We start from the raw sequence: 21,416 nt of genomic DNA, 5'->3' as shown, positions 1-21,416 counted from the left end.
TGCTTTGAGCGGCGCCGGCCGTCATTGCTTTGTACTATTTTTAGACATCAAAAAAACCCATAGTTGTTTTATGCGGCAAAGGAGCTTCCTTTGAAGATCGGAAAAAAAATATGCAAGGTTTATGCCTTAGAAAGAGGTGCAATGAGGACGGTTGTAAGGGTTTCATGAAAAACGCCGAAGCGCCTGTCAGGCGCTTCGGCTTGTGCGGCAGGTTTGGAATTTGTACTACTTATTCCGACTTAAGAAGGACGTTCTCCCGGATGCTTTCAGCGTAAAGCCGGTTCTGGATGTACAGGCCCAATGCCGAAACCGCCCGGTCCGCCGAAGGAATGACCGCGATTTGATGCTCCATAAAAATTTTTACGTAAGCCGCGTAGTCATGGCCTGCATCGGCTATGGCCACCAGGGGTTTGGTCAGGTTTCCGGCGATCTTGGGCAGCAGCACGGCGATGCTGTTAGGCGCGGAAAAGCTGCGGGGGTCTTCCGGGTCCAGGGGAAGGGTCGCCAGACCGGGGGACACAGGGCAGATGCTCAGAACCGTGGCGTCCACGTTGGGATCTTTATCAAAAACCTCCAAGGCGGCCACGTGCAGGGCGTCGTCCCCGGCCGGGGTGGCGTCGAAGGGGTTCTTGGCTTCCACCAGGCCCGACAATTTATTGGCGGCCAAAATAGCGTCCAGGCTTTCCTTGGCGGAAGGCGAAAAATCCGCCAGCTTCATGCGGTAATCGTCGGACTGGAGGCTGTCGGCCATGGCCACAGCCTCGAAGCCTGCGGAACTGAGAAGAGCCAGGCGATTGCCGCCCACGGGCTTGGAGTGCAAACGCTGGGCCAGCAGAAAAAGATCTTCAAACTGGGCGATGTTCTGGGCCACCATGCCGCCGGACTGACGCACGCAGGATTCGCAGACCATGTAATCGCCAGCCAGGCTGGCGGTATGGCCCGAGGTGGCTGTCTTGCCTTCGGGAGTGCGCCCGGCCTTGTAAAAAATTACGTCCTTGCCGGCCAGGACCGCCTTACGCACGGCCTTGCTGAAGGACAGGCCGTCCAGGTCCTTGAAGCCTTCCGCGTACACGCCGATGACCTGGATTTCCGGATCTTCCGTCAGGTAGGTCATGACGTCGCCTATGGTCAAGTCGTTCTGGTTGCCGATGGAAATCAAGTAGGCAGGGTCCAGTTCCGGCCGGCAGCTTAGGCGGGTCATCATAAAGGCGCCGCTTTGGGAGATAAAGGCGGCGTTGCGGGGCCGCTTGCCTCTTTGCTTGGGCGCCTTTTCCTCGGGGATGAACAGGGTGTCAAAGGCGCCGGGGTGGCTTAAGACGCCCACGCTGTTGGCGCCCAAAAATACAGGCCCCGCGTTTCCGTCCCGCCGGGATTGGCCGATGCGGTCCATGATGGCGGCGGCCCGGTCCTTGCTCTCTTCCGTCTCGCCCATGCCTCCGGGAATGAGAATGACCGACCGCGCCGCATTGTGTGTGAGCACCTCCTCCACCACGTCGGGAACCTTGGCGGAGGGCACGGCCACCACCAGCAGGTCCAGGGGGGATTCCAGGGATGAAAGGTCCGGTATGCAGGCCACTCCTTCAAAAGAATCCATGCCCGGCCTGAGGATGAAAACCTTTTCCTTGGGGAAGCCGGCCAGGAGCACGTTGTCCAGGATGATGCGCCCAAAATTCACCCGGGTGGTGGAAACCCCCACAATGCCGATGCTTTCGGGCTTAAGCAGGCCGGAAATCTGGCTGATGGGCCTGCCCGCGGGCTGAGCCCCCGGCGAAGAAAACTTGGCCAGGCCGTCCAGGGGCACCATAAGATAGTCGCTGAAGGCGAAGGGGTTGTATTCCAGCTCTTCTATGACAAAGGGAGCGTCCGGGTTTGTGGGGGAGTACCGGTTGGCCAGTTCAATCAGGGCCGCAAAGCACTCGATCAACTGCTCGTCCGTGACAATGCGCCTCTGGCCCCTGGTGAGGCCGGCCAGCTTCTTGTACGAAATGGTCTGCTTGAAAAGCTCGAAAAAGGCCATGCCGCCGGTCATGACCGTGGAGGCGGCCACAATGGCCTGGCCCTTGCGGAAGCGCTCGGCGTAAAGCTCGGTGTCCGTGCCGCCCAGGCCGGCGCTGATGACCATGCCGAACTCCCGGGTGTTGCGAATGCCCACGATCATCTCGTTGCCGAAGGCCTCGGAGTCTGGCGGCATGAATTGCACCATCAATACGCCCTTGATATCCCGGCTGACCGCCTGGCGCAGGGCGTCGCCTTCCAGGCCTTTGTATCCGTCCGGGCAGTGGTTGGGGTTGCGCTCGATCATGACCGCATAATTTTCCGGCACTTCGTACAGCATGCGCCGCCACGCGGAGCGGATTTTGGAGGGGTCTTTGTCCACCACTTTAACGCCGCTCACTTCCGTTTTGTGCAATATATACGGAGAAACGATCTTGAGGACCACCTTGTCTCCGGGCAGGGCCGTCAACTCCTCGTCCGAGGGGACCACGCCTTTGACGATCAGATGGGTTTTGGGAGGGGTTTCCGCCCCGATGTTGCGAATCAGGTCGTAGGCTTCATATTCAAACAGGTAATTGCGGCCTTCCTGGGAAGCCTGTCCAAAGAGTCTGTCAATTTCCTGGAAGTTAATGTTTAAGACGACCGGCAGTTCCTCTTTTCTGATTTCCATAATGCTCGTCCAATCTCCTTCCCTGCTGGCAAAAATCCAATACCACAAATAGCCAAAGCATATACCAGGGTTAAGGATTAAGATATATTCCAAAAATACCCTGGGATTGCCGTGTGTGTATAAGACTTTGACGCCATTTAACAAAAAGGCTATGATGCCAGCCTAATCTATATTCGGGGGGGATATGGCAGCACCTATCATTACAGCATTTCTTTATTCCTTGTCATTCCCTTTTTTTTCCCTCTGGCCGCTTGGCTTTGCGGCCCTAATTCCCTTTTTGTGCGTATTGGCGAAAAATCCCCCGGTTTGGAAAAGGGCGGCCCTGGGTTTTGTACTGGGCGCGGGGCTGGTGCTGGGAACGGCGCATTGGCTGTTTTACGCCTTGATCCACGAGTTTGAAAAACCGTGGACAACCGCGGTTTTGTTTGTCTGCGGATTCGCCGTTCTGCCTTACGGCCTATTATATAGTTGCTTCTCCGTGGTCTTTGGTTACTTAAAAAAACGGTCGCTCTATTTTTTTTGTCTGGTTTTTCCGTCCCTGTGGGTTCTGACCGAGTTATTAAAGCAAATAGTCCCAATCATGATTCCCTGGGCCGATCTGGGTTACGCCGCTTTGGGAGGCGGGTATTACGTCCAGGTCGCCGACCTGTGCGGAGGAGTTGGGATCTCCTTTTTGCTGGCCATGGTGAATGGGACGGCCGCCTATCTGGCCATGGATTTTTCTGAAAGGAATGAACAAAGTTTAACTTTATGGTTGGCGAAAAACAAGGCGGCCATAGCGGTTTTGGTTCTGGCATTGGGAGGGCCGGTTCTATACGGCATGGCGCGAACGGCTCAAATAGAAACCTTCAATAAAGACAGGGCCGTGGAGGCGGCTTTGGTTCAGGCCTCTTTTTCGCAAAAGGAGCGCTGGAGCGGCCTGGGCTTTATCAACAGGGTCAGGACCTACGTAAAGCTCTCTAGTTTTGAGAACGCCGCCTCCCCTTTTGTCGCCGTATGGCCGGAGACGGTTTTAAACTCCAGCGGCATGGTGAACGACGATTTCTTCCGGGAGGTGATTCAATCCATCGGCCCGGACGCCTTGCTGATCTCCGGAGGCTTGCGAAAAGCGCCTGACGGCCATGGAACCTTCAACTCGGCGTTTTTCATCTCGGGCCGGGGCCGGGTGAGCGCCTACGACAAGCACATCCTCCTGCCCTATTCTGAAAATACGCCCATGGGGAAGGACGTGCTGGGCGACTATTACACCGCCCCCTCCCAATTCGTCCCCGGCGTCTCGCCGCTCGCCATGGACACGCCCATGGGAAAAATGGGCGCAAGCATCTGCTTTGAAATCCTGTACCCAGGCCATGTACGGAGCTCCGTCCGGGAAGGCGCCCAGGTTTTGGTGAACCTCTCCAACGACTCGTGGTTCAACTCCACCATGCCGTACATGCACCTGGACGCCGCCCGCATGCGGGCCATTGAAAACCGGCGTTGGCTGCTGCGGGCCTCCAACAGCGGATTTTGCGCCCTCATCGCCCCGGACGGAAGCATCCAGGCCAGGTCGGAGCTTGGCGCCAGGCAGACGGTCAGGGGCGATTATTCGCTTTCCGATGACATAACGCCGTACACCCGCTTCGGCCCCTGGATCTTATATCTGGCGGGCCTGATCGTTGCGGCTGCGGTTTTCAGGCGCAAGAGATCCTGATTCCCTGGGGATCAGGCGACCACCCAGACGGCCGATTTGTTGGCGAGCTGCATGACCTTGTACCCTACCCGGCCCATGAAAAACTCCTGAACCCTGGACAAGCCCCGGCGTCCCACCACAATGGTTCCAATGTCGTTCTTCACGGCATAATCCACGATGGCCTCGGCGCGGCTGTAAACATCGGAAATAAAGTGGGTGCGGACTTTGTCCGGGGGGGCGCCTTCGGCGATTACCCGCGCCTTGAGGTGGTCCAGGAAACCGAGTTGCTCCCGCTGATGCTCCCGGAGCTTTTTCTGCAATTCCTCGTTTTCCACAGTCATGCGAGCCTCCACCATGACCGGAGAATAGCCCATGAGCCCTCGCTGCACATGAAGCAGAATGTACTCGGCTTCGCTTCCCCGGCCCATGGACACGGCCGCCTCCGCAGCGCGCTGCGCGCCTTCCGAGGGATCCACGGCAATCAGAATCTTTCCAGGATTGGGCTTGCCGCCGATAAACCAGACCGACGTCCCTGAAACGCGTCCCAGCAGCTTGTTGGCCACGCTGCCCAGAACAATGTCTTTGATCCGGCTGACGCCCGTCCGGCCCAAAACCACGGCGTCGTAGCCCGATTGCACCTCGTAGGCGATGTCACGGGCGATGCCGACTTTTTTATCCTGGATGTTCACCGTGATATTTTCTTCCGGATGGCCCGCCCGGACCAAGGCGGCCCTGGCGGTTTTCATAAAGTCCTCCATCTGCTTTTTCTGGCCGATGAACCAAGCGTGGCTGGTGTGAATCCACGCCCGGCCCCCGGCGTAGGCGTCCAGGTCGTAGTAAATATCCGGGATGGTGGGCAAGACATGGAAAAGGACGAAAAAGGCGGCGCCCGGCGCCAGAATTTCAGCCGCGTACTCCACCGCGTTGTAGGATTGTTCGGACCCATCCAGGGCCAGTAAAATTCTCTTGGGATGCTCGTTCATTTTCTCCCCCTTGGCTAAGGGTCTAAGAGTCGCCGGCATAGGCCGGCCGGCCTTTCATATCCTGTAACGGCATAATCCGTACCAAAGGGAGTAAAAACACACACCCAAGCAACATGCTGTATTTAAAGATCAATTTATAAATTGTTCGCATTTGGGATAAATTCGGAAAAGGCGAAAATGTAAAGCCTGTTTACAATGCGTAAAGGTTAACCAAGTAAAAAGTCTGAGGCGCCGAAGGCGGAATGCCGGCCGGAGCGCAGGAAGAGGATTTTAGGGGGTTTAAACGCTGATCATCGCCAATTACATACAAATGGATAAAATATCAGTATATATATGATATATATGCAACTTCAAGTTAAAGGGCGCCAGTTTTCATGATTGATTTTTGATGGCAGTCCTGGTAAATATTATAGCGTTAGACGCCGGACGCCGCACAAATCGACCGCGGCAACTCCTTGTTTTCCACCTTAATCAAAAAACTCCACCCAAGACGATGCATTCAGCAGGAACGGGAACGCAGGCATGAAACCGCAGTACAGCATTATTTGCCACGGAGAAGTTTTACCGGAAAAAACTCCTTTAAAGACCCAAAAAGATCTTACCCCCCTGTTCGGACGCCGCGCCTCTCAGTTATTGGCGTCCTTGAACGGCGGACGACCGTATATTCGGAAGGATTTGTCCCTGGAGCAAGCGCTTAAGCTCAAAGCTGATTTTGACGAGGCCGGCTTGAAAGTCACTGCGGTCAGGACGTACAAATGTCCGTGTTGCGGCCATATCCAGAGAGCGGACGGCTCGTGCGAAAAATGCGTAGTCGTGGATCTTGATCTGGAAATCGCCCAGGATTTGCAGAAAAACAATCAACCTGAAAACAGCCAGGCGAGTTGGAAGGAAGTGGAGTTGGAAACCGGGCCCGAGCCCCGGGAAAGAGATATTTCCTCCCCTTTTTCCGGCCTCATATTCTCCAAAGAGGATTTGGAGCCTGACGGCGTTTATTCCTTGGTCTTTACGGGGGAAATCCAACAAGGATTTGAAAGGGATTCGGTGAGACAAAGCCTGACCCAGGAGTTTAAATCGGAGTTTTTTAAGGTATCGGCGCCCTTGGTGAAAGGGAGCGATTACATCATCAACGGGTTGAGCGGCGTGGAAGCTCAAGCCCTGCGGGAGCGGTTTGAAAGCGCCGGCGCCGTGGTGGATATTTTTTAATTGGTTAAATTGAAGCGTCATTAATTCCATTCATAGGATAGGAATTCAGCCTCTTGCGATGCGAAGCCAAATGCGCTTCGCGCCCTGGCAGGATGCGCCCTCCAGGGCCACCCAAGAACTATTGTAATTCCAAATGATTTAACGCTGCAAAATGCCCTCCGGCCAGCTGCAGTTTGCAAGGCCGAGGCTATCCTCCAAAAATGATTAGCAACACATGCCGCAGCCGCCCCCCTTGCGCCCCCCTTTGGAACGCGCGCAGCGCGTCCCGGACAGGCACGGGGGCCTGTCCCTACAAATCAAATTCGCCCTCGCCGGTTTAATTGCAGGCCAGCCGAGGCATGCGGTCTGGGAGGAGGTGTCCAGGTTTGATGCAGATGCACCATCCATCCCATTATTCGCACGATTCACTTGCACAATTGGATGAATTGCTTGACCCACAGGGCGGGCGGGGCTATAATTATACAGATGTGAAAAGAATCCCCTAATGCAACCCCTTAATGTCTTCATGAAGGAGAATCAAGGCTCATGGATCTTAACGAAAAATACATGCCGGTAGTGGAAACCATCCAAAAGGCCGGAGGAACGCCTCCTCCCACCACCCCCACCCTGGTGGAACTGATCAAAGAAGTGATCAAGGAAGATGAAATCGATTTTATTCTGGCCTTTAATGAACAAAAATCCCAGACCATGGAGCAGCTCAAGGCAAGCACCGGCCTGAGCGAGGACGAAATCAACGCCAAGGTGGAAGTCCTGGCCAAACGGGGCGTGATCTTTAACCAGCCCAACAGCAAGGGCATGATGGTCTTCAGGCTTTTGCCCCTGTTCAACGTGGGCATCTTCGAGTACATGTTCATGAAAAAGCTGGAGATCACGCCGGAAACCCAGCGCATCGCCGCTTTGTTCACCAAAATGTTCGACGAACATCGCGGGCTGGTGAAAGAGCATTACGAAGACGTGGTGAAGATGGTCAAGAACATCCCGCCCATCGACCGCACCGTGCCTTACACCACCAACCAGGACAGCGGCCAGAGCATTTCCATTGAAATCAACCAGAGCCTGGGCGAAATGGAAGAAGTCCACATGCCCTTCCAGGACGTGAAGGACATTGTCGCAAAATTCGACGACATCGCCGTGGGCCACTGTTTCTGCCGCCATCACAAGGACGTTGTCGGGGATCCCTGCAAGCAGACCGACTCCCGGGAAAACTGCTTCACCTTCGGCAAATCCGCCCGCTACACCTCGGCCCAGGGATTCTCCCGCATGGTGACCAAGGAGGAAGCCCTGGCCATTTTGACCAAGGCCGAAGACGACGGTCTGATTCACAAGGCCTATCATCCGGGCTTTAATTCCTCCCGCGACGAAACCAGCATATGCTCCTGCTGTTCCTGCTGCTGCGGCAACGCCCACGGCATGACCATTGCGGGGACGGCCAACGAGGCCTGGTTCATGGCCGTGGTGGATACGGGAAAATGCGTGTCCTGCGGAACCTGTGCGGAGAAATGCGGAACCCAGGCCATGACGCAAGGCGAAGACGGTTCTCCGTCCCTGAACAAGGATCTTTGCATCGGGTGCGGCGTGTGCGCCCATTTTTGCCCGGAAAACGCCATCAGCCTGGTGCAGAACCGGCGGATCGTGTACACCACGCCTCCGCGTCCGGAATAACGCGGACTACCGCCGCATTTTCCGGCTTGCAAGCAGATAAAAAAAACGGCCCGCCTCCCATTTTTCGGGAAGCGGGCCGTTTTTTTTAACGCTGGATGCACCTATAATATTAGGGCGTAATCCGGATGGTGGGGAACATGCCCCGCATTTCTCCTTCCGGGTAAGGTTCGATGGTGTTGTAGGACTGGTTGCGGCCCATCTGGGCGTGGCCGGATTGCTCGCCGCCCTCAAAATAGGCGCCGTTGGCCTCCAGGATGTGCTCGATGCGATGGGCGAAGGCGCTCACAAAGGCTCTTCCGCTGCCGTGGAAATGCATATTGCCCCGGTTCAGCTCCCCTTCCAGGTTGATGAAGTCCTCCATGGACATGCTGTTTTCTTCGAAATCCTTTTGGTTGCGGATGTATCCCCAGACAAAATGGGCCGGGGGAACGGTCAGGGGCTCTTCCAGGTCCATGATGGTGTGGGGCATGATCACGCAATTGCTGCCCACGGTGAGGGGGCATTCCTCGGAGCCTCTCAGAAAGGCGTTGAACCCGACGAATCCGTCCTCGCCCATGGTGGCGTGGATGATTTTCCCGCCGTGGGCCGTGACGTTATTGCCCTTCAGGTGGGAATCGATGATGTAGCAGTTTTCCTGGGCGTTGGCGCCCTTGCCCAATTTGGAGTCCTGGATGTATGCCCGCTGGGCGATAAGAACGTTTTCGCTGATTTCCACGTCGCCCTTGATCACGGCGTAGCGGGAAACCGCGGCCGTCTGGTTGGCCTGCCTGTCGGCGTCGCACGAATACCGGCCGAAAATTTCCTCAAAATCCTCCTGCCTGTCCTCCACAAAGTCGATTAACAGCCCGCCGGGCTGTTCGCCTTTTTCAAAGGATATGTACTTGGGCAGGACTTCCGTGGGGAATTGGTAGACAAAATCAAAGTCGTCCCCGGATTTGATCCATACCTCTCCGGCGTCCACGCGCTCGTGCCGCAGTTCGCCGACCTGCACGTAGGCGTATTCGCCCACCACGCAGTCGTGGCAACTGGTCAGGTCCACGGTGGCGTAGGGTCCCAGAAAGCACCCCCTCATGGATGCGCCGTGGATGTTTGCATAGTGCATGGAGACGGTGTTTCTGATTGCAAATTCCGCCAGGTTTTCCGGATCGTGGGAAAAGTTATGCACCAGATTTTTGATAAGAAAGCTGTCCTTGATATAAATTTTTTCGTCTTTTTGCAGGACGACCTTGATGTCGCCCACCATAATTTCGTCGCCTTCCTGCTTAAGTTCGTCGCCGCGCACGTCCGTTTTGTAAATCAAGGACCGGTCAACGTCGCAATTGCCCAGAAAATAGCTGCCCGCCAACGCTGAACGCTGGAAGCTGAAGGATACGGGATGATGCAGGGTCATTCCGTAAAATGCATAAAACTTCCAAAGATTTTCAATGGGGATCATGCCGCGCACATAAGGCCCCACGTCATGGGAAAACTCTCGCAGGTTGATGTTCGCCCTTGAGATAATTAATTCCATCAGTTCTTCGATTTTAGTCATGGCTCGGTTCCTTCCTGATCGCCTCAGTCATGGCTTGCTCAAAACCTATTTGATGAATAGGCTCCCTAGTGTCCCAGTATGACTGTTTAGCATGTTTCCCCCGGGGGTTCAAGCGTCCCTAAAAGGAACGGGGGGCATCTTGTTTACTTTTACAATGCCTCAAAATTACATTCTTCTACCAATACTCATGAAATAAAAAGACCCGAGATGCGCAAAAATAAGTCCTGCTTAACCGGATTAGGTTGACATTACCCCCGCTATCCGCCATACTGGCAAGGTCTTAAGCATCACCATGCATCCCCCCAAAAAATTGGTTCCCATTATGAATTTTAGGCAAATGGCCATAGCCTTATTATCCCTGCTTGCAGGCGCGCTTGTGTATTTGGCGGACAGGCCGCCGGAAGCCACATGGTTTGTCCAAAATCTCCCGTTCAATCTCAGCCTTCACAACTATGCCGGAGGATTTTTAGGGGGCTTGGGCAAATTCTTGCCCGCCTTCGTGCATGTGTTTGCCTTTTCCGTTTTAACCGCAGCGGTCTTGGGGGAAACCAGGATGATTCGTTTGAACGCCTGTCTGTTCTGGCTGGCAGCGGACACGGCCTTTGAACTGGGGCAGAAGTTTCCCGATCAAGCCGTGAAACTGGTTCCCGGCTGGTTTTCCCAGGTTCCCATATTGGATCAAACAAGCAATTATTTTATGAACGGCAGCTATCACCCCTTGGACGTGCTGGCAGGCGTTGCAGGGGCGGGGGCGGCCTATTTTATTTTATCCATCACCAAACAATCACACCCATCCAAGCAATCACAACCCATTAACCTGCACGATCAACAAGAGGAGGGTATCGCATGAAACAAGTAAAGGGATCCTATTGGCTGGTGCGCACTTTGTGCCTGATTTGCGTACTTGCGGTAGGCTTTGCAACCACCATCGCCACAACAAGCAGCGATGACGACGACGATTTTTCACAAACCATTCTTAACGGCAAATTTTTGGATACAGCGGTTGAAGGCCTGGGTTATGATTCCGGGGCGGATTCCGGCATCACCAACACCAATGGGGTGTTCGATTACCTCAAAGGCGGGCAGATCCGTTTTTATTTAGGCGGAATTCAACTGGGAGGCTGGGCCAACGTGGGCCCCATCCTGACGCCCATGGATTTGATCGGCGGCGCCTTGGATTACACGGACGAGGAAGTCACCAATATCCTCCGTTTTCTTCAGACCATAGACGCGGATCAGGACCTCGCCAACGGCATCCAGATCACTGCTCAAATGCGGGCCAACGCCGCAGCGCTTTCCCTGGATTTCACCGAGCCCAACTTCTCGGCCAACGCGCAGGCTATCATCGACCTGATTATGGCCCCTGCGGCGGCAGGCACGTATGCGCTCATCAGCGCCGAGGACGCCCAAAGGCATTTCCGCGCCACCCTGGCGGATCTTTCCAGTGTGACCCTGACCCGGGACGCTCTGGGGGTTCCCGTCATCAACGGCCCGGCCAACGCCTCCCTGTACGACATCTTCACAGCCCAAGGCTACGCCGTGGCCCAGGATCGCCTGTGGCAGTGCGAGCAGTTCCGCAGGACGGCCAACGGCACCCTGGCCGAACTTTTTGGCTTAGGTTATGTCCCGTCGGACATGCTCATGCGCACCACCGGCTACACGGAGGAAGAAATCCAGGCCGCGTTTGACGCCATGGACGAAAAATACCAGACCATCGTCAAGGGCTACGTCAATGGTTTCAATACCCGCATTGACGAACTCAAGGAAGACCCCACCCTGGTGCCCTTTGAATTTGGCGCAGCCAACTGCCCCGTCACCTACTGGGACGTCAATGACGTCCTGGCCTGGGGCGCCACCATGCAACGCAATTTCGATCCTGAAGGACGCGGCCTCACCGGCCAGATCGACAACATGGCCCTGTATGCGGAAGTGGGGCCGGTCAAGTTCAACGACATGCGCTGGATCAACGATCCCGACGCTCTCACCTATATTCCCGGTGTGGCGCCGCAGCCGGTTCGCAAGACCGCAGACAGCGATCCCGGAACTCCGGATATGGACATTGATGCAGCCGCGTTGGCGCAAACCATGCGGGAACGCTATACGGGCATCGAACAAAGCCTCAAGGACATCAACGCCTTTGTGAAGATGGGCTCCTACGCCTGGGTGGTGGATGGAACCAAAACCGAAAGCGGCAACCCCATTATCTATTCCGGTCCCCAGATGGGCTTTTCCGTGCCTTCCATCATTGGCGAAATCTCCATTGATGCTGGCGGGTTGAACGTTTCCGGCATGTATGTGCCCGCCACCCCGGGCGTCGTTATAGGCCGGACTCCCCACCATGCCTGGTCCATGCAGGTGGGTCACGCCCATACCATGGATTATTATCTGGAAAGCGTTGACGACATTGTCATGACCCGCACCGTAACCATCAACGTGGCGGACGGCTGCCCCGTGGTCTTTAATGCGTACCGCACGGACCACGGCCCCATCGTCAACCCCATGCCTTTTGACCCGGGCTCCTATACTCCGGACCCAGCCAACCCCATCATCGCCAGCAAGTATTCCCAATGGGGTTACGAGTTGAAGCAGGTGGTCCCCATTTATGGAGTCAACACGGCCACCAGCATGGACGAGTTCGGGGAGGCTATTGAGGAAATGGCCCTTTCCCAGAATTTCTGCTACGCGGACAAAGACGGCAATATCGCCTACTGGATGTCAGGCCGCGATCCTGTCCGGCCTGCTGGCGAATGGCGCTTTCCCCAGGGTTTCATGGGACCCCAGTTGGAATGGGACGCCAACGTGCTCATTGAGCGCTCCACGGACCGCAATACGGATCAGCATTACTACTGCGGCTGGAACAACAAATCCAACCCTGATTACAACAACACATACAATAACTTCGGCTATTTCTTCGGGCCTTTCCACCGCGCTCACGTGGTGGACGAGTACCTGGCCGCCAACGACGACCTGACCTTTGAGGAAGTCCGCGACCTGGCTTTGAACATCGCCACCACCGATTCCTTTGGCGGCGGCGGCAATCCCTGGGCCTTTGTGGATGACGAGTTCACGGCAGCCGTGGAAGACTATTGTTCTTCCTCGCCCGCAGCGCCGTTTACCAACACCGGCGTTTTCACCGACGCCCTTACCCTGCTGCAAAACTGGGACGGCCACTTTGTGGACGGCGGAGAAGCCTTCTGGGTAGACGGCGAAGACAGGGCCGACGCCTGGATGCTCATGAACGCCTGGATCCGGGAAGTCATCCGTCTGACCTTTGAGGATGAATTCCAACCGGATACTTATGACATCCAAAACACCAACGTGCTGTTCAACATCATCCTCCATTCCTTCCCCGGCTCCAGCATCCAGAACAACTATGACTGGTTCCAGAACGCCGATCCCACGGCGCCCCAGACCTTTGACGACATTGTGGTCACGGCTCTGGATAACGTGCTGGCCACTTTGGGAGCACAGCCCTGGGGCGCAAAAAAACGCGGCGTCATCGAGTACAAGATCAGCGGTATGGGCGTGGTGCACACAACGCCCTTTTCCTCCCGCTCCACTTACGCTCATTGCGTGGAATACGGGCCTGCCGGTCCGGTCCGGGTGGAAAGCATGTTCCCCCTGGGACCCAGCGGAAACATTGATTACCAAGGCAATTTTGATCCCTATTTCTTCTCCCTCACCACCAATTTCGACGCCTTCGCGCCCCGGGACTTCCCTGTTCCGCAATAAGGGGAGCCGGCGTGGCGCAAGCTGAGAAAACTTCATAAGCAACCATAACCAAACGGGGAGGCCAAGCGGCCTCCCCGTTGTATTTACAATCTTCCGATTTTTTGAGTCTCGCCGCCTCGCAATTTCAATCTTTTTCCGCCTTGCGTTTGACGGCGAGGTCCAGGGCCTTTTCCTCAATCAGGCGGGTGCATTCCCCTCATTTTCGTTTTTGATCGGGACCTCCCTTTTCCATGGTGAAAAAACAGGTTTCGGCCCCTGCCGGAATGGGGCTTTTAAACTCCACATTCCAGACCTTTTCCCGCCCCTGGCTTTTCATGAAATCCGTGCTGGCGTCTATCATCCCCTGAACAAAATACCGTTGCACCCGGCAGTCAAAAGGTTTGTAATGGTCCTGGTGAGGGCGCCAGTCAATATGGAAGCTGACCTTTTCCTCTGAATCAACGAGGGCGCTTTCCAGGGATGCATAGGCGATTCGGTTGATGACGGTGGCGTAAAAGCTGACCCATTCTCCCGTGGACATGTCGTCAGGAACCCGGGTATTTTCCGTGATCTGGCGGCCGATGTCATAGCCCACCTGCCATAAGCTGTCCAGGACCAGCTTTTGCCCCTCGGCCCCGCACTTTTCCTCCACGGTTTTCAACACCTTGATGGAGGTCATGGCCTGCATGGCGCCCCATTGCCAAAGCATGGCAGGGTCAAAATTTATTTTGGAAAGCACCTCTTTGTTGAGCCGCTCCAGACCCTTGGCGTAGGGCTGGTTGAACTGGAATTTTTCCCAGTTTTTTCCTCGCGGTGTTCCCAGTGCTTGTGGCTTTTATCGTCATGGGTGGATTTCATGGGACAGCCTCCCTTATGGGGTTCATTTGCTGTTTCGCGTTCACCATTCGATTAAGCGCTTGTTGCCGGGAACAGGATGGTATACACGGGGGATAGCTTGCAAGCGGTAATTTTCGGGCGCCGAAATCCGGCGCCCAAGGACCCAATAACCCGAGCCAGACCACTCAACTGCTCACGACACTCAAACTCTATATCAAGGCTAAAGGCATGATCTACAAGGATCTCGCCCGGGAAATGAATCTTAGTCTTACCAGTATCAAACGCCTTTTCTCCCAGGAGTCCTTTATCATGAAGCGCCTATAGGCCGTATGCCGGATTCTGGACTTTGAGTTATTCGACCAGGTCCGGGTTCTAGTAGCCAGCAATATCTTTTGGAACCCGATGGACCCTTGAGCAGAAGCAATATAGCAACCTTCATGACCGACCTCATGAAGCACCCCTTTGATAGGCCAAACCAGCGTTTGGGTTATTATCCTGGCATTATTACCGGGGATTCTTAAAAAATTATTTTGCGCAAGGCGGACGAACTTCTGGCCCAGTTCAACGAGCTGGCCGAAATGGACGCCAATCTTCCCCTGAAAAACCAGCGGAGTATGGGGCTGATGGTCGGGCTCCGGCCCTGGTATTACCGAAAAATGGCTGAACCCCGCAGAAAACCCGGAACCAGGGAGTCAGTAGAGCTTTCGACCGTGGGCCTGGCCCGAACAAATTGCGGACAAGGGAAGCCCTGCGCCCTACCAATGAAAAAAGACCTTTCGGTAAACCCAAACCCGTGGATTGCAAAAACCCGCCCGGCGGCCGTATCGGGGCGCTGCCTGCTGCGCCCTTCCTGTCATATCGCTCAGCGACCTCGTTCCCCACGCTCCCGCGTGGGAATGCATACGGATAGTGGGAGAGGTTTTTGTAGTTGGGTAGAGCCCCGCGAAACCCAACTAATCACCGCCGCAACGCAGTTCCTTATCAATTCCCCTTCCCCCCTGGCGGGGAAAGGCCAGGATGGGGGGGCTTGTCCTACCCGTGTTCCCATGTGAGGCGGTTCGGCGTGTCCGTTCTCGTTTTGGGGCCCTGTATAGGAGATGATTTTCGGTTAAAATATAGGGTTTTTACTGTTGTATATTTTTTATGCTTTATGTTATTTCAATATATTGTAAAGTTATTGAGTGTTTGACTGATATTCATCAAATACACAGGAGGCTGGTCTTTATGAAACGGTCATTTGTTTTTTTGCTATTTCTGCTGTTGTGCCTGCCATCCTGTGATGACAATGACAGCTCCGGCTTTTTTCACTCATTTTTTGGAAAGCTCGACGCATCCTTCAATAAACCGGAGGGCTTTGTTTTATTTGATGGTCCATTTTCGGAAAACGACACGGGAGTTGAAACACTTATTCAGTCCGACGGAAAAATCGTCGTCATGGGGTATTCATTTGACGGCGTCAAGAATCAGGTCCTGCTCCTTCGATACAACCCGGACGGAACGTTAGACAACCTTTTCGGAACAAACGGAACCGTTTACTTCGATGACGGGTTGGACCAGAAGGGCCTCGGGCTGGCCCTGGCTCAGAATGGCGCCATTATTGTCACGGGCTATGTCAGATATAACACCAAACGGGATATTCTTGTTTTAAAATATGAGCCGGACGGAACCCTGGACATTTTCACCACTTATTCGAGCCCGGGGGAGTTTACGGATATCGGATTCGGGGCCGCCGCCGGGCCTGACGGCAGAATTTATATTGTGGGAGAAATACTTGGCGCCAACAGCCAGGATCTTATCCTTTTGTGCCTGGACAACAATTTGAACCTTGAACCGGGATTTGGAAATAACGGCGTAGTAACATATAATGGGTCCGGCGATGACAACGACAAGGGCTTTGCGGTCGCCATACAGCCGGATGGCAAGGTTGTTGTTGCAGGCGCTGATATTGTAGTGGGGATGATAGAGGAAGACCTCCTGGTGTTGCGATATAATCCCAATGGCGTCCTGGACGCCTCATTCGGAAACAACGGCGTTTTCAAATACAGCCACGCAGGTGACAATGCAGATTACGGCAATTTTATCGCACTCCAGGACGACGGGAAGATCGTGGTCACAGGCTCGGCGCACGATGGAAACAGCTATAAAATCCTTCTTTTGCGTTTGGAAGAAAATGGAGTTCTGGACAATGGGTTCGCCAAAGGCGGCGCAGCCGTATACCCGGATCAACCCGGCGTGTTTGAATATGCATTTGGTGTGGCGGTTTCGCCACACGGCGAAATATTCGTTGCCGGGGTAAGCGACAACGGCCCCAAAAACCAGGCAATTGTCCTGGGATACGACTGCAACGGGAATTTGGACATGGATTTCGCCGAAAACGGCGTATTCACTTTTACCGGGCTGCCAAATACTGACGACCAGGCCAATGGGATCGCCATGCAAGCTGACGGCAACATTGTTGTAACCGGTTTTTCCAACAACGGGGTCGATAATGAAGTTCTGACGCTCAGGCTCATGGGACAATATAATGTGAACTGGACGAACGATCCATTCAGCCTCCCCCAATAAAAAATGGCAATATAAGAAGGCATGGATTGGGTGACCTCCATCCCTGAAATAGAGGAAACGGGAGCGGGTTCCGACCCGGCTATTACGGAAGCGCGGCCGCGTCCATGGAAAGTCAGGAACCACGGAATATATAGAACCATTCACAGGTATGGCAGCCATTCCTTTTGCTGCACGATTCACCCGCTTATACATAGCCTCGAAGTTTTTGCATTTCTTTTGCTTTGCCTGCCAAGGAATATTTGCTAATCTAAACCCAACGAAAAAAGCAACGGCTGGCGCCAACGGAACAGTCTGAAATTGAACTGAAAATGCAAGGCGCGCCCGTCAAGGATGAAAGAACCCCGCCTGGCAAGGAGACATGGATGAGTGATGTGGAAGTCGTTAATGTTGCAACCCTGGAAAACGAAATTGAGGCAAGGCTCTTAGGGGCGATTCTGGACGAAAAAGAGATCGTCCATACCATATTGTCCTATCACGACACGGCCTACGACGGCATGTACCAGGTGCAAAAGGGCTGGGGCGTGGTGCGGGCCGAGCAGGAATATAAGGAAGAGATCAGGGCCATTCTCGAGGATTTGCGTTCGGGCGAGGGCATGGTGGATATGCCCGAATCCGGCGGCGACGACGAGGAAGACGAGTAACAAGGCCTTTTAAAACCCGGCCGCAATAAATGCGCCTGACTGGATTGAGGTGAAAGAGGGGCTACGCGGCAGCCCTCTTGCCCCTATGTTGGCGGCATGCGATTATCGTGTATTTTTTAGGTCGTAAAAAAACATGGATCCATGCCGCGAAATCCTTTGGGGACGCAGGTTTTTTTCCGCCGGAATGTCACCAAATTTTATTCTTCGGCGTCTTGAATTCCCAAGGGGGAAGTGATATCGTCCGAGCGAAAAGATCGGTTATCATCATTGTGTTTCGCCGGGGCTCGCATTGGGCTTACGGCTTTAACGCGGTTTTTTAGCATGAATATATAGAGGTGATGCCATGACACAATCGACCGCAGTATATTCCCCGGATTTCTTGAAAGCCTTGGAAATCGGACGCCCGCCCAACATCAAAAAACTTTTTCCCAATTCCAAAGCGCTCATTGTGAGCGGAAAATACATAGACAGGGCCATGCTCGCCAAAGGCGGCGCCATGACCATCGCAGCCAACGGCAGGAGCAACCTGGTCATCAGGGGCTCTTTGGCCGCCGCCCAGCGCGCCAATGCCGCTATCATTATCGAAATCGCCCGTTCCGAAGGCGGCGCCAGTTCCTATTGCGCCACCAATTACTGGAACATCGCCCGGCAGGTGGACGCTTTGTGCAATGAAATGGGCGTGACCGTGCCCGTGGCCATCCACGCCGACCATTACGGCATTAAAAAACCCGAAGACGTGGCGCCGGCCGCCGTGGAAATCCCGACCTTGTTTGAAGCGGGGATGACGTCTATCGCCATTGACGCCTCTCATATGCCCGACGCCCAGAACCTGGCCGCCAACCTGGCGCTTAACGAGTTTGTGCCGGATTGGGCCGGACTGGAAACGGAAGTAGGCGAAATCAAAGGGAAGTCCGGCCTTTCCACGGTGGACGAGGCCAAATTCCTCATCGCCGGGCTCAACGCCCACGGCATCGTGGCCGACTGGATCGCCTTGAATAACGGGACCACCCACGGCATCGAGGCCAGCGATCAGGGAATCCAAGTGGAATTGACCACGGAAATCCACAAGGCCCTGGAGCCCTACGCCACCTCCGGCGCCCAGCACGGCACCTCGGGCAATAACTCGGACCGCCTACGCCGCATCGCCGCCGAAACGCACACCACCAAAGCCAACGTGGCCACGGCCCTGCAGATGATATCCTGGGGCCTGGAAGTCAACGATTACGGCAACGCGCAACTGGACGCCGACGGCAATTTCATCAAGGTGAAGGGCGAAGGCCTGACCGAAGAGCTTTGGGAGGAAATGAAAGCCTACGCCGCCAAGCAGGATTGGAAGGGCGGCAATTACAAGAAGCTCAATCTTCCCTTTGAAAACAAAATTATGGGCCAGCCCCTGGAAGTGCGGGAACGCATGGCTAAACGAGTGGAAGACTTCGTCTATACGCTCCTGACAGACGTATTCAACGCCGGAGACACCGCGCCCCTGGCCATCGAAGCCATGCTCAAGGCGGGATCATACGATCCCGGCCCCAAAGCCGAACGCATCGAAGACCCGGCGGATTGGACCCCGGAGAAATACCAAGCGCGCGCCGCCTCCCTGGAAAAGGAAGAAGGGCCGGAAGGGAATTTTGACGATTAGCATGGTCAAAAAAGCCTTTTGCCGTTTTTGCGGAAGCCTGCTTGGTGAAAAACATGTGGAAGGCAGGCTCCGCCTGCATTGCGATGAATGCGGGCTGACCAACTACCAAAACCCAGTCCCTGCCAGCGCCCTGGTTGTGGTGGACTCCCGGGGCCGATTGCTGTTGGTCAAGCGCAATGTGGAGCCCAAAATCGGCATGTGGTGCCTGCCCGGGGGATTCATGGAAATCGGCGAGCAGCCCGAAGAATGCGCCCTGCGCGAGCTTGCCGAGGAAACCGCTTTGAAAGGCAGGATCGAAGGCCTCCTGGGCCTTACCAGCAGTTCCAATTCAGACTACGGAACCGTACTGCTCATGGGCTATCTGGTCCGGGAATACAGCGGAGAACCCGCCCCTGGAGACGACGCCCAGGAGGTAGCGTTTTTTCCGCCGGATGACCTTCCCGAGCTTGCTTTTGACAGTCACAAACGCTTTGTGCGCATTTATCTGGCCGGGTATCGCATTGAAAAGCCGGTTTATTAAAGGCGCAAAGACGGCGGGCGCCTGCCGCGCCAAGAGAATAGAGGCTTATGCCGGTTTATGAATACGTAGCTCTGGACTCCAAGGGCAAAAAGCGGACAGGCATCCTGGATGCAGACAGCCCTTCGGTCGCCCGGGCCAAACTTCGGGAGGCCGGGTCCTATCCGGTGGAAATCACGGAAGCGCCCGAGGTTTCCGCCAGCCAGGATGAAAAACGCTTTTCCCTGCCCTTTTTGGAAGGCAGGATTCCGTCCAAGTATATCTCCATCACCACGCGTCAGCTTTCCACCCTGGTGGGCGCGGGCCTGCCCATTGTGAGCGCCCTGGAATCCCTGATTCCCCAGTCGCCCCATCCGGTTTTGCAAAAGGTTCTGGCCCACGTCAAGGATGACATCGTGGAAGGCAAAAGCCTGGCCGACGCCTTGTCCTCCCACCCCAAAGTTTTTTCCCCCTTGTACGTGAACATGGTCCGGGCCGGCGAGGCTTCCGGCGCCATGGAAATCGTCCTGGCGCGCCTTTCCGATTTGACCGAACGCAATGAAAACACCAAGGGCAAAATCCGGGCCGCCCTGGCTTACCCTGTAATCATGGTTCTGGTGGCCATTGTGGTTTTGACCGCCCTGATGGTCAAGGTGGTGCCCAGCATCGTCTCTCTCTTTGATGACGTGCAGCAGGCGCTGCCGCTGCCTACCCGGGTTTTGATAGCCGCCAGCGATTTTCTTGTCGACTATTGGGTTGTGCTTTTCGTCCTGATATTTGGCGCCGCCCTGGCTTTTCGCCAGTTCAAGAATTCCAAGCGAGGCCGCAAATGGTGGGATGCAAAATACCTGCGTATCCCTATTTTAGGCCCCTTGGCGCAAAACCTGTCTTTGGCCCGGTTCGCCAGAACCCTGGCCAGCCTCTTGACCAACGGCGTGCCTTTGGTGCCGGCCATGGGCATTGTGCAAAACGTGGTGGAAAACGTGCATATCGCCGAGGGGATTGGAGACGCCGCCGGAGAAATCGGCGAAGGCCGAGGCCTGGGGGAATCCCTGGCCGCCAAGCCCGGATTTCCGCCCATCACCATCCAAATGATGGAAGTGGGGGAGCAAAGCGGCGAGTTGGAGGCCATGCTGGAAAAAATGGCCGACATGTATGAAGCGGAAACGGAGAACACCATCGACGCCCTTACCGCCAGCCTCGAGCCCATCCTCATCGTGGCCATGGCCGGCGGCGTGGGATTTATCGTTTTTTCCATATTGATGCCCATGATGGAGCTTACCACAACCTTGCGGTAAACCGATCTTATTCCGGGCAGTTTAGCAATGAGGACAATAGAAAGATGAATAAAAGAGTGAACAAGGGCGATTCGGGCTTCACCCTTCTTGAAGTTATGGTTGTGATTGTGATTTTGGGCATGTTGTTCGCTTATGTGGGCGTGCGCGTCATGGGCGCCAGCGATGGGGCCAAGGTGGACATGGCTAAAATGCAAATCCAAACCTTTGAAACCGCCCTCAAAATGTTCAAGCTCCATAACGGCTTCTACCCCTCCACGGACCAGGGCCTGCAGGCGTTGGTGGAAAAGCCCACCACGGGCCAGGCGGCAACCCGTTACCAGCCGGGCGGATATCTCGCCAAAGGAAAAGTGCCGCTGGATCCCTGGAAAAATGAATACCTGTACAGATGCCCCGGCGAAAACGGCGACTACGACATCATTTCCCTGGGAGAAGACGGACAGATGGGCGGCGTGGATTTCGCTGCGGACATCAATTCCTGGGAGTTGGATTAACGGCTGCATCCGCGCCGGAAGCGAC

15 protein-coding genes are annotated in these 21,416 nt (G+C 55.0%); 11 read left to right on the top strand and 4 right to left on the bottom strand.

Annotation, left to right across the window (positions count from 1 at the left end; all coding sequences use genetic code 11):
- Positions 1-229 precede the first annotated feature (229 nt).
- Positions 230-2,665, bottom strand: coding sequence for an acetate--CoA ligase family protein (locus G491_RS0127975; protein WP_084511733.1), 2,436 nt, complete (start codon positions 2,663-2,665; stop codon positions 230-232).
- A gap of 184 nt (positions 2,666-2,849) precedes the next feature.
- On the opposite strand from G491_RS0127975, the gene lnt reads away from it, so the two are divergent.
- A complete protein-coding gene (lnt, locus tag G491_RS0127970) occupies positions 2,850-4,355 on the top strand; it encodes an apolipoprotein N-acyltransferase (protein WP_028316883.1) in 1,506 nt (501 codons plus the stop codon).
- A gap of 11 nt (positions 4,356-4,366) precedes the next feature.
- On the opposite strand, the gene G491_RS0127965 is transcribed toward lnt, so the two are convergent.
- Complete coding sequence (locus tag G491_RS0127965; protein ID WP_028316882.1) at positions 4,367-5,317, bottom strand: universal stress protein; 951 nt, start codon at positions 5,315-5,317, stop codon at positions 4,367-4,369.
- A gap of 522 nt (positions 5,318-5,839) precedes the next feature.
- On the opposite strand from G491_RS0127965, the gene G491_RS0127960 reads away from it, so the two are divergent.
- On the top strand, positions 5,840-6,520 hold the full coding sequence (locus G491_RS0127960; protein WP_028316881.1) for a hypothetical protein: 681 nt from the start codon (positions 5,840-5,842) through the stop codon (positions 6,518-6,520).
- 525 nt (positions 6,521-7,045) lie between these two features.
- Entirely contained in the window at positions 7,046-8,182 is a 1,137-nt protein-coding gene (locus G491_RS0127955) for an ATP-binding protein (protein ID WP_028316880.1), read from the top strand.
- Positions 8,183-8,291: 109 nt separating this feature from the next.
- Here G491_RS0127955 and G491_RS0127950 read toward each other — a convergent pair whose 3' ends face one another.
- Positions 8,292-9,713, bottom strand: coding sequence for a transferase (locus G491_RS0127950; protein ID WP_015949874.1), 1,422 nt, complete (start codon positions 9,711-9,713; stop codon positions 8,292-8,294).
- Between the two features lie 322 nt (positions 9,714-10,035).
- On the opposite strand from G491_RS0127950, the gene G491_RS0127945 reads away from it, so the two are divergent.
- Positions 10,036-10,563 (top strand): hypothetical protein, encoded by a 528-nt coding sequence (locus tag G491_RS0127945; RefSeq protein ID WP_157468676.1) that lies wholly within the window; start codon positions 10,036-10,038, stop codon positions 10,561-10,563.
- A complete protein-coding gene (locus G491_RS32975; RefSeq protein ID WP_051327576.1) occupies positions 10,560-13,445 on the top strand; it encodes a penicillin acylase family protein in 2,886 nt (961 codons plus the stop codon). Before G491_RS0127945 ends, G491_RS32975 begins: the two co-directional genes overlap by 4 nt.
- A gap of 196 nt (positions 13,446-13,641) precedes the next feature.
- On the opposite strand, the gene G491_RS32970 is transcribed toward G491_RS32975, so the two are convergent.
- Complete coding sequence (locus G491_RS32970; protein WP_157468674.1) at positions 13,642-14,133, bottom strand: hypothetical protein; 492 nt, start codon at positions 14,131-14,133, stop codon at positions 13,642-13,644.
- Positions 14,134-15,485: 1,352 nt separating this feature from the next.
- Here G491_RS32970 and G491_RS0127925 point away from each other — a divergent pair.
- From G491_RS0127925 to gspG, 6 genes are all read left to right on the top strand, one after another.
- A complete protein-coding gene (locus G491_RS0127925; RefSeq protein ID WP_028316878.1) occupies positions 15,486-16,826 on the top strand; it encodes a delta-60 repeat domain-containing protein in 1,341 nt (446 codons plus the stop codon).
- A gap of 362 nt (positions 16,827-17,188) precedes the next feature.
- Positions 17,189-17,467 (top strand): hypothetical protein, encoded by a 279-nt coding sequence (locus G491_RS32965; protein ID WP_028316877.1) that lies wholly within the window; start codon positions 17,189-17,191, stop codon positions 17,465-17,467.
- Positions 17,468-17,810: 343 nt separating this feature from the next.
- Entirely contained in the window at positions 17,811-19,106 is a 1,296-nt protein-coding gene (locus G491_RS0127915; protein WP_028316876.1) for a class II fructose-bisphosphate aldolase, read from the top strand.
- Entirely contained in the window at positions 19,096-19,626 is a 531-nt protein-coding gene (locus G491_RS0127910) for an NUDIX hydrolase (protein WP_248635545.1), read from the top strand. Before G491_RS0127915 ends, G491_RS0127910 begins: the two co-directional genes overlap by 11 nt.
- 47 nt (positions 19,627-19,673) lie before the next feature.
- Positions 19,674-20,900: a type II secretion system inner membrane protein GspF gene (gspF, locus tag G491_RS0127905; RefSeq protein ID WP_015949864.1), complete on the top strand. Its 1,227-nt coding sequence runs from the start codon at positions 19,674-19,676 to the stop codon at positions 20,898-20,900.
- Between the two features lie 44 nt (positions 20,901-20,944).
- A complete protein-coding gene (gene gspG, locus G491_RS0127900; RefSeq protein WP_015949863.1) occupies positions 20,945-21,391 on the top strand; it encodes a type II secretion system major pseudopilin GspG in 447 nt (148 codons plus the stop codon).
- The last annotated feature ends 25 nt before the right edge of the window (positions 21,392-21,416 follow it).

Source organism: Desulfatibacillum aliphaticivorans DSM 15576, assembly GCF_000429905.1.
Lineage (GTDB): Bacteria > Desulfobacterota > Desulfobacteria > Desulfobacterales > Desulfatibacillaceae > Desulfatibacillum > Desulfatibacillum aliphaticivorans.
This window is presented reverse-complemented; position numbering and strand designations above follow the sequence as displayed.

Coding starts and splice junctions, on each gene's coding strand:
- G491_RS0127950 (WP_015949874.1), bottom strand. CDS start 9,713: ATGACTAAAATCGAAGAACTGATGGAATTAATTATCTCAAGGGCGAAC.
- gspF (WP_015949864.1), top strand. CDS start 19,674: ATGCCGGTTTATGAATACGTAGCTCTGGACTCCAAGGGCAAAAAGCGG.
- G491_RS0127975 (WP_084511733.1), bottom strand. CDS start 2,665: ATGGAAATCAGAAAAGAGGAACTGCCGGTCGTCTTAAACATTAACTTC.
- G491_RS0127945 (WP_157468676.1), top strand. CDS start 10,036: ATGAATTTTAGGCAAATGGCCATAGCCTTATTATCCCTGCTTGCAGGC.
- G491_RS0127925 (WP_028316878.1), top strand. CDS start 15,486: ATGAAACGGTCATTTGTTTTTTTGCTATTTCTGCTGTTGTGCCTGCCA.
- lnt (WP_028316883.1), top strand. CDS start 2,850: ATGGCAGCACCTATCATTACAGCATTTCTTTATTCCTTGTCATTCCCT.
- gspG (WP_015949863.1), top strand. CDS start 20,945: ATGAATAAAAGAGTGAACAAGGGCGATTCGGGCTTCACCCTTCTTGAA.
- G491_RS32975 (WP_051327576.1), top strand. CDS start 10,560: ATGAAACAAGTAAAGGGATCCTATTGGCTGGTGCGCACTTTGTGCCTG.
- G491_RS0127915 (WP_028316876.1), top strand. CDS start 17,811: ATGACACAATCGACCGCAGTATATTCCCCGGATTTCTTGAAAGCCTTG.
- G491_RS0127960 (WP_028316881.1), top strand. CDS start 5,840: ATGAAACCGCAGTACAGCATTATTTGCCACGGAGAAGTTTTACCGGAA.
- G491_RS0127955 (WP_028316880.1), top strand. CDS start 7,046: ATGGATCTTAACGAAAAATACATGCCGGTAGTGGAAACCATCCAAAAG.
- G491_RS32965 (WP_028316877.1), top strand. CDS start 17,189: ATGAGTGATGTGGAAGTCGTTAATGTTGCAACCCTGGAAAACGAAATT.
- G491_RS32970 (WP_157468674.1), bottom strand. CDS start 14,133: ATGCTTTGGCAATGGGGCGCCATGCAGGCCATGACCTCCATCAAGGTG.
- G491_RS0127965 (WP_028316882.1), bottom strand. CDS start 5,317: ATGAACGAGCATCCCAAGAGAATTTTACTGGCCCTGGATGGGTCCGAA.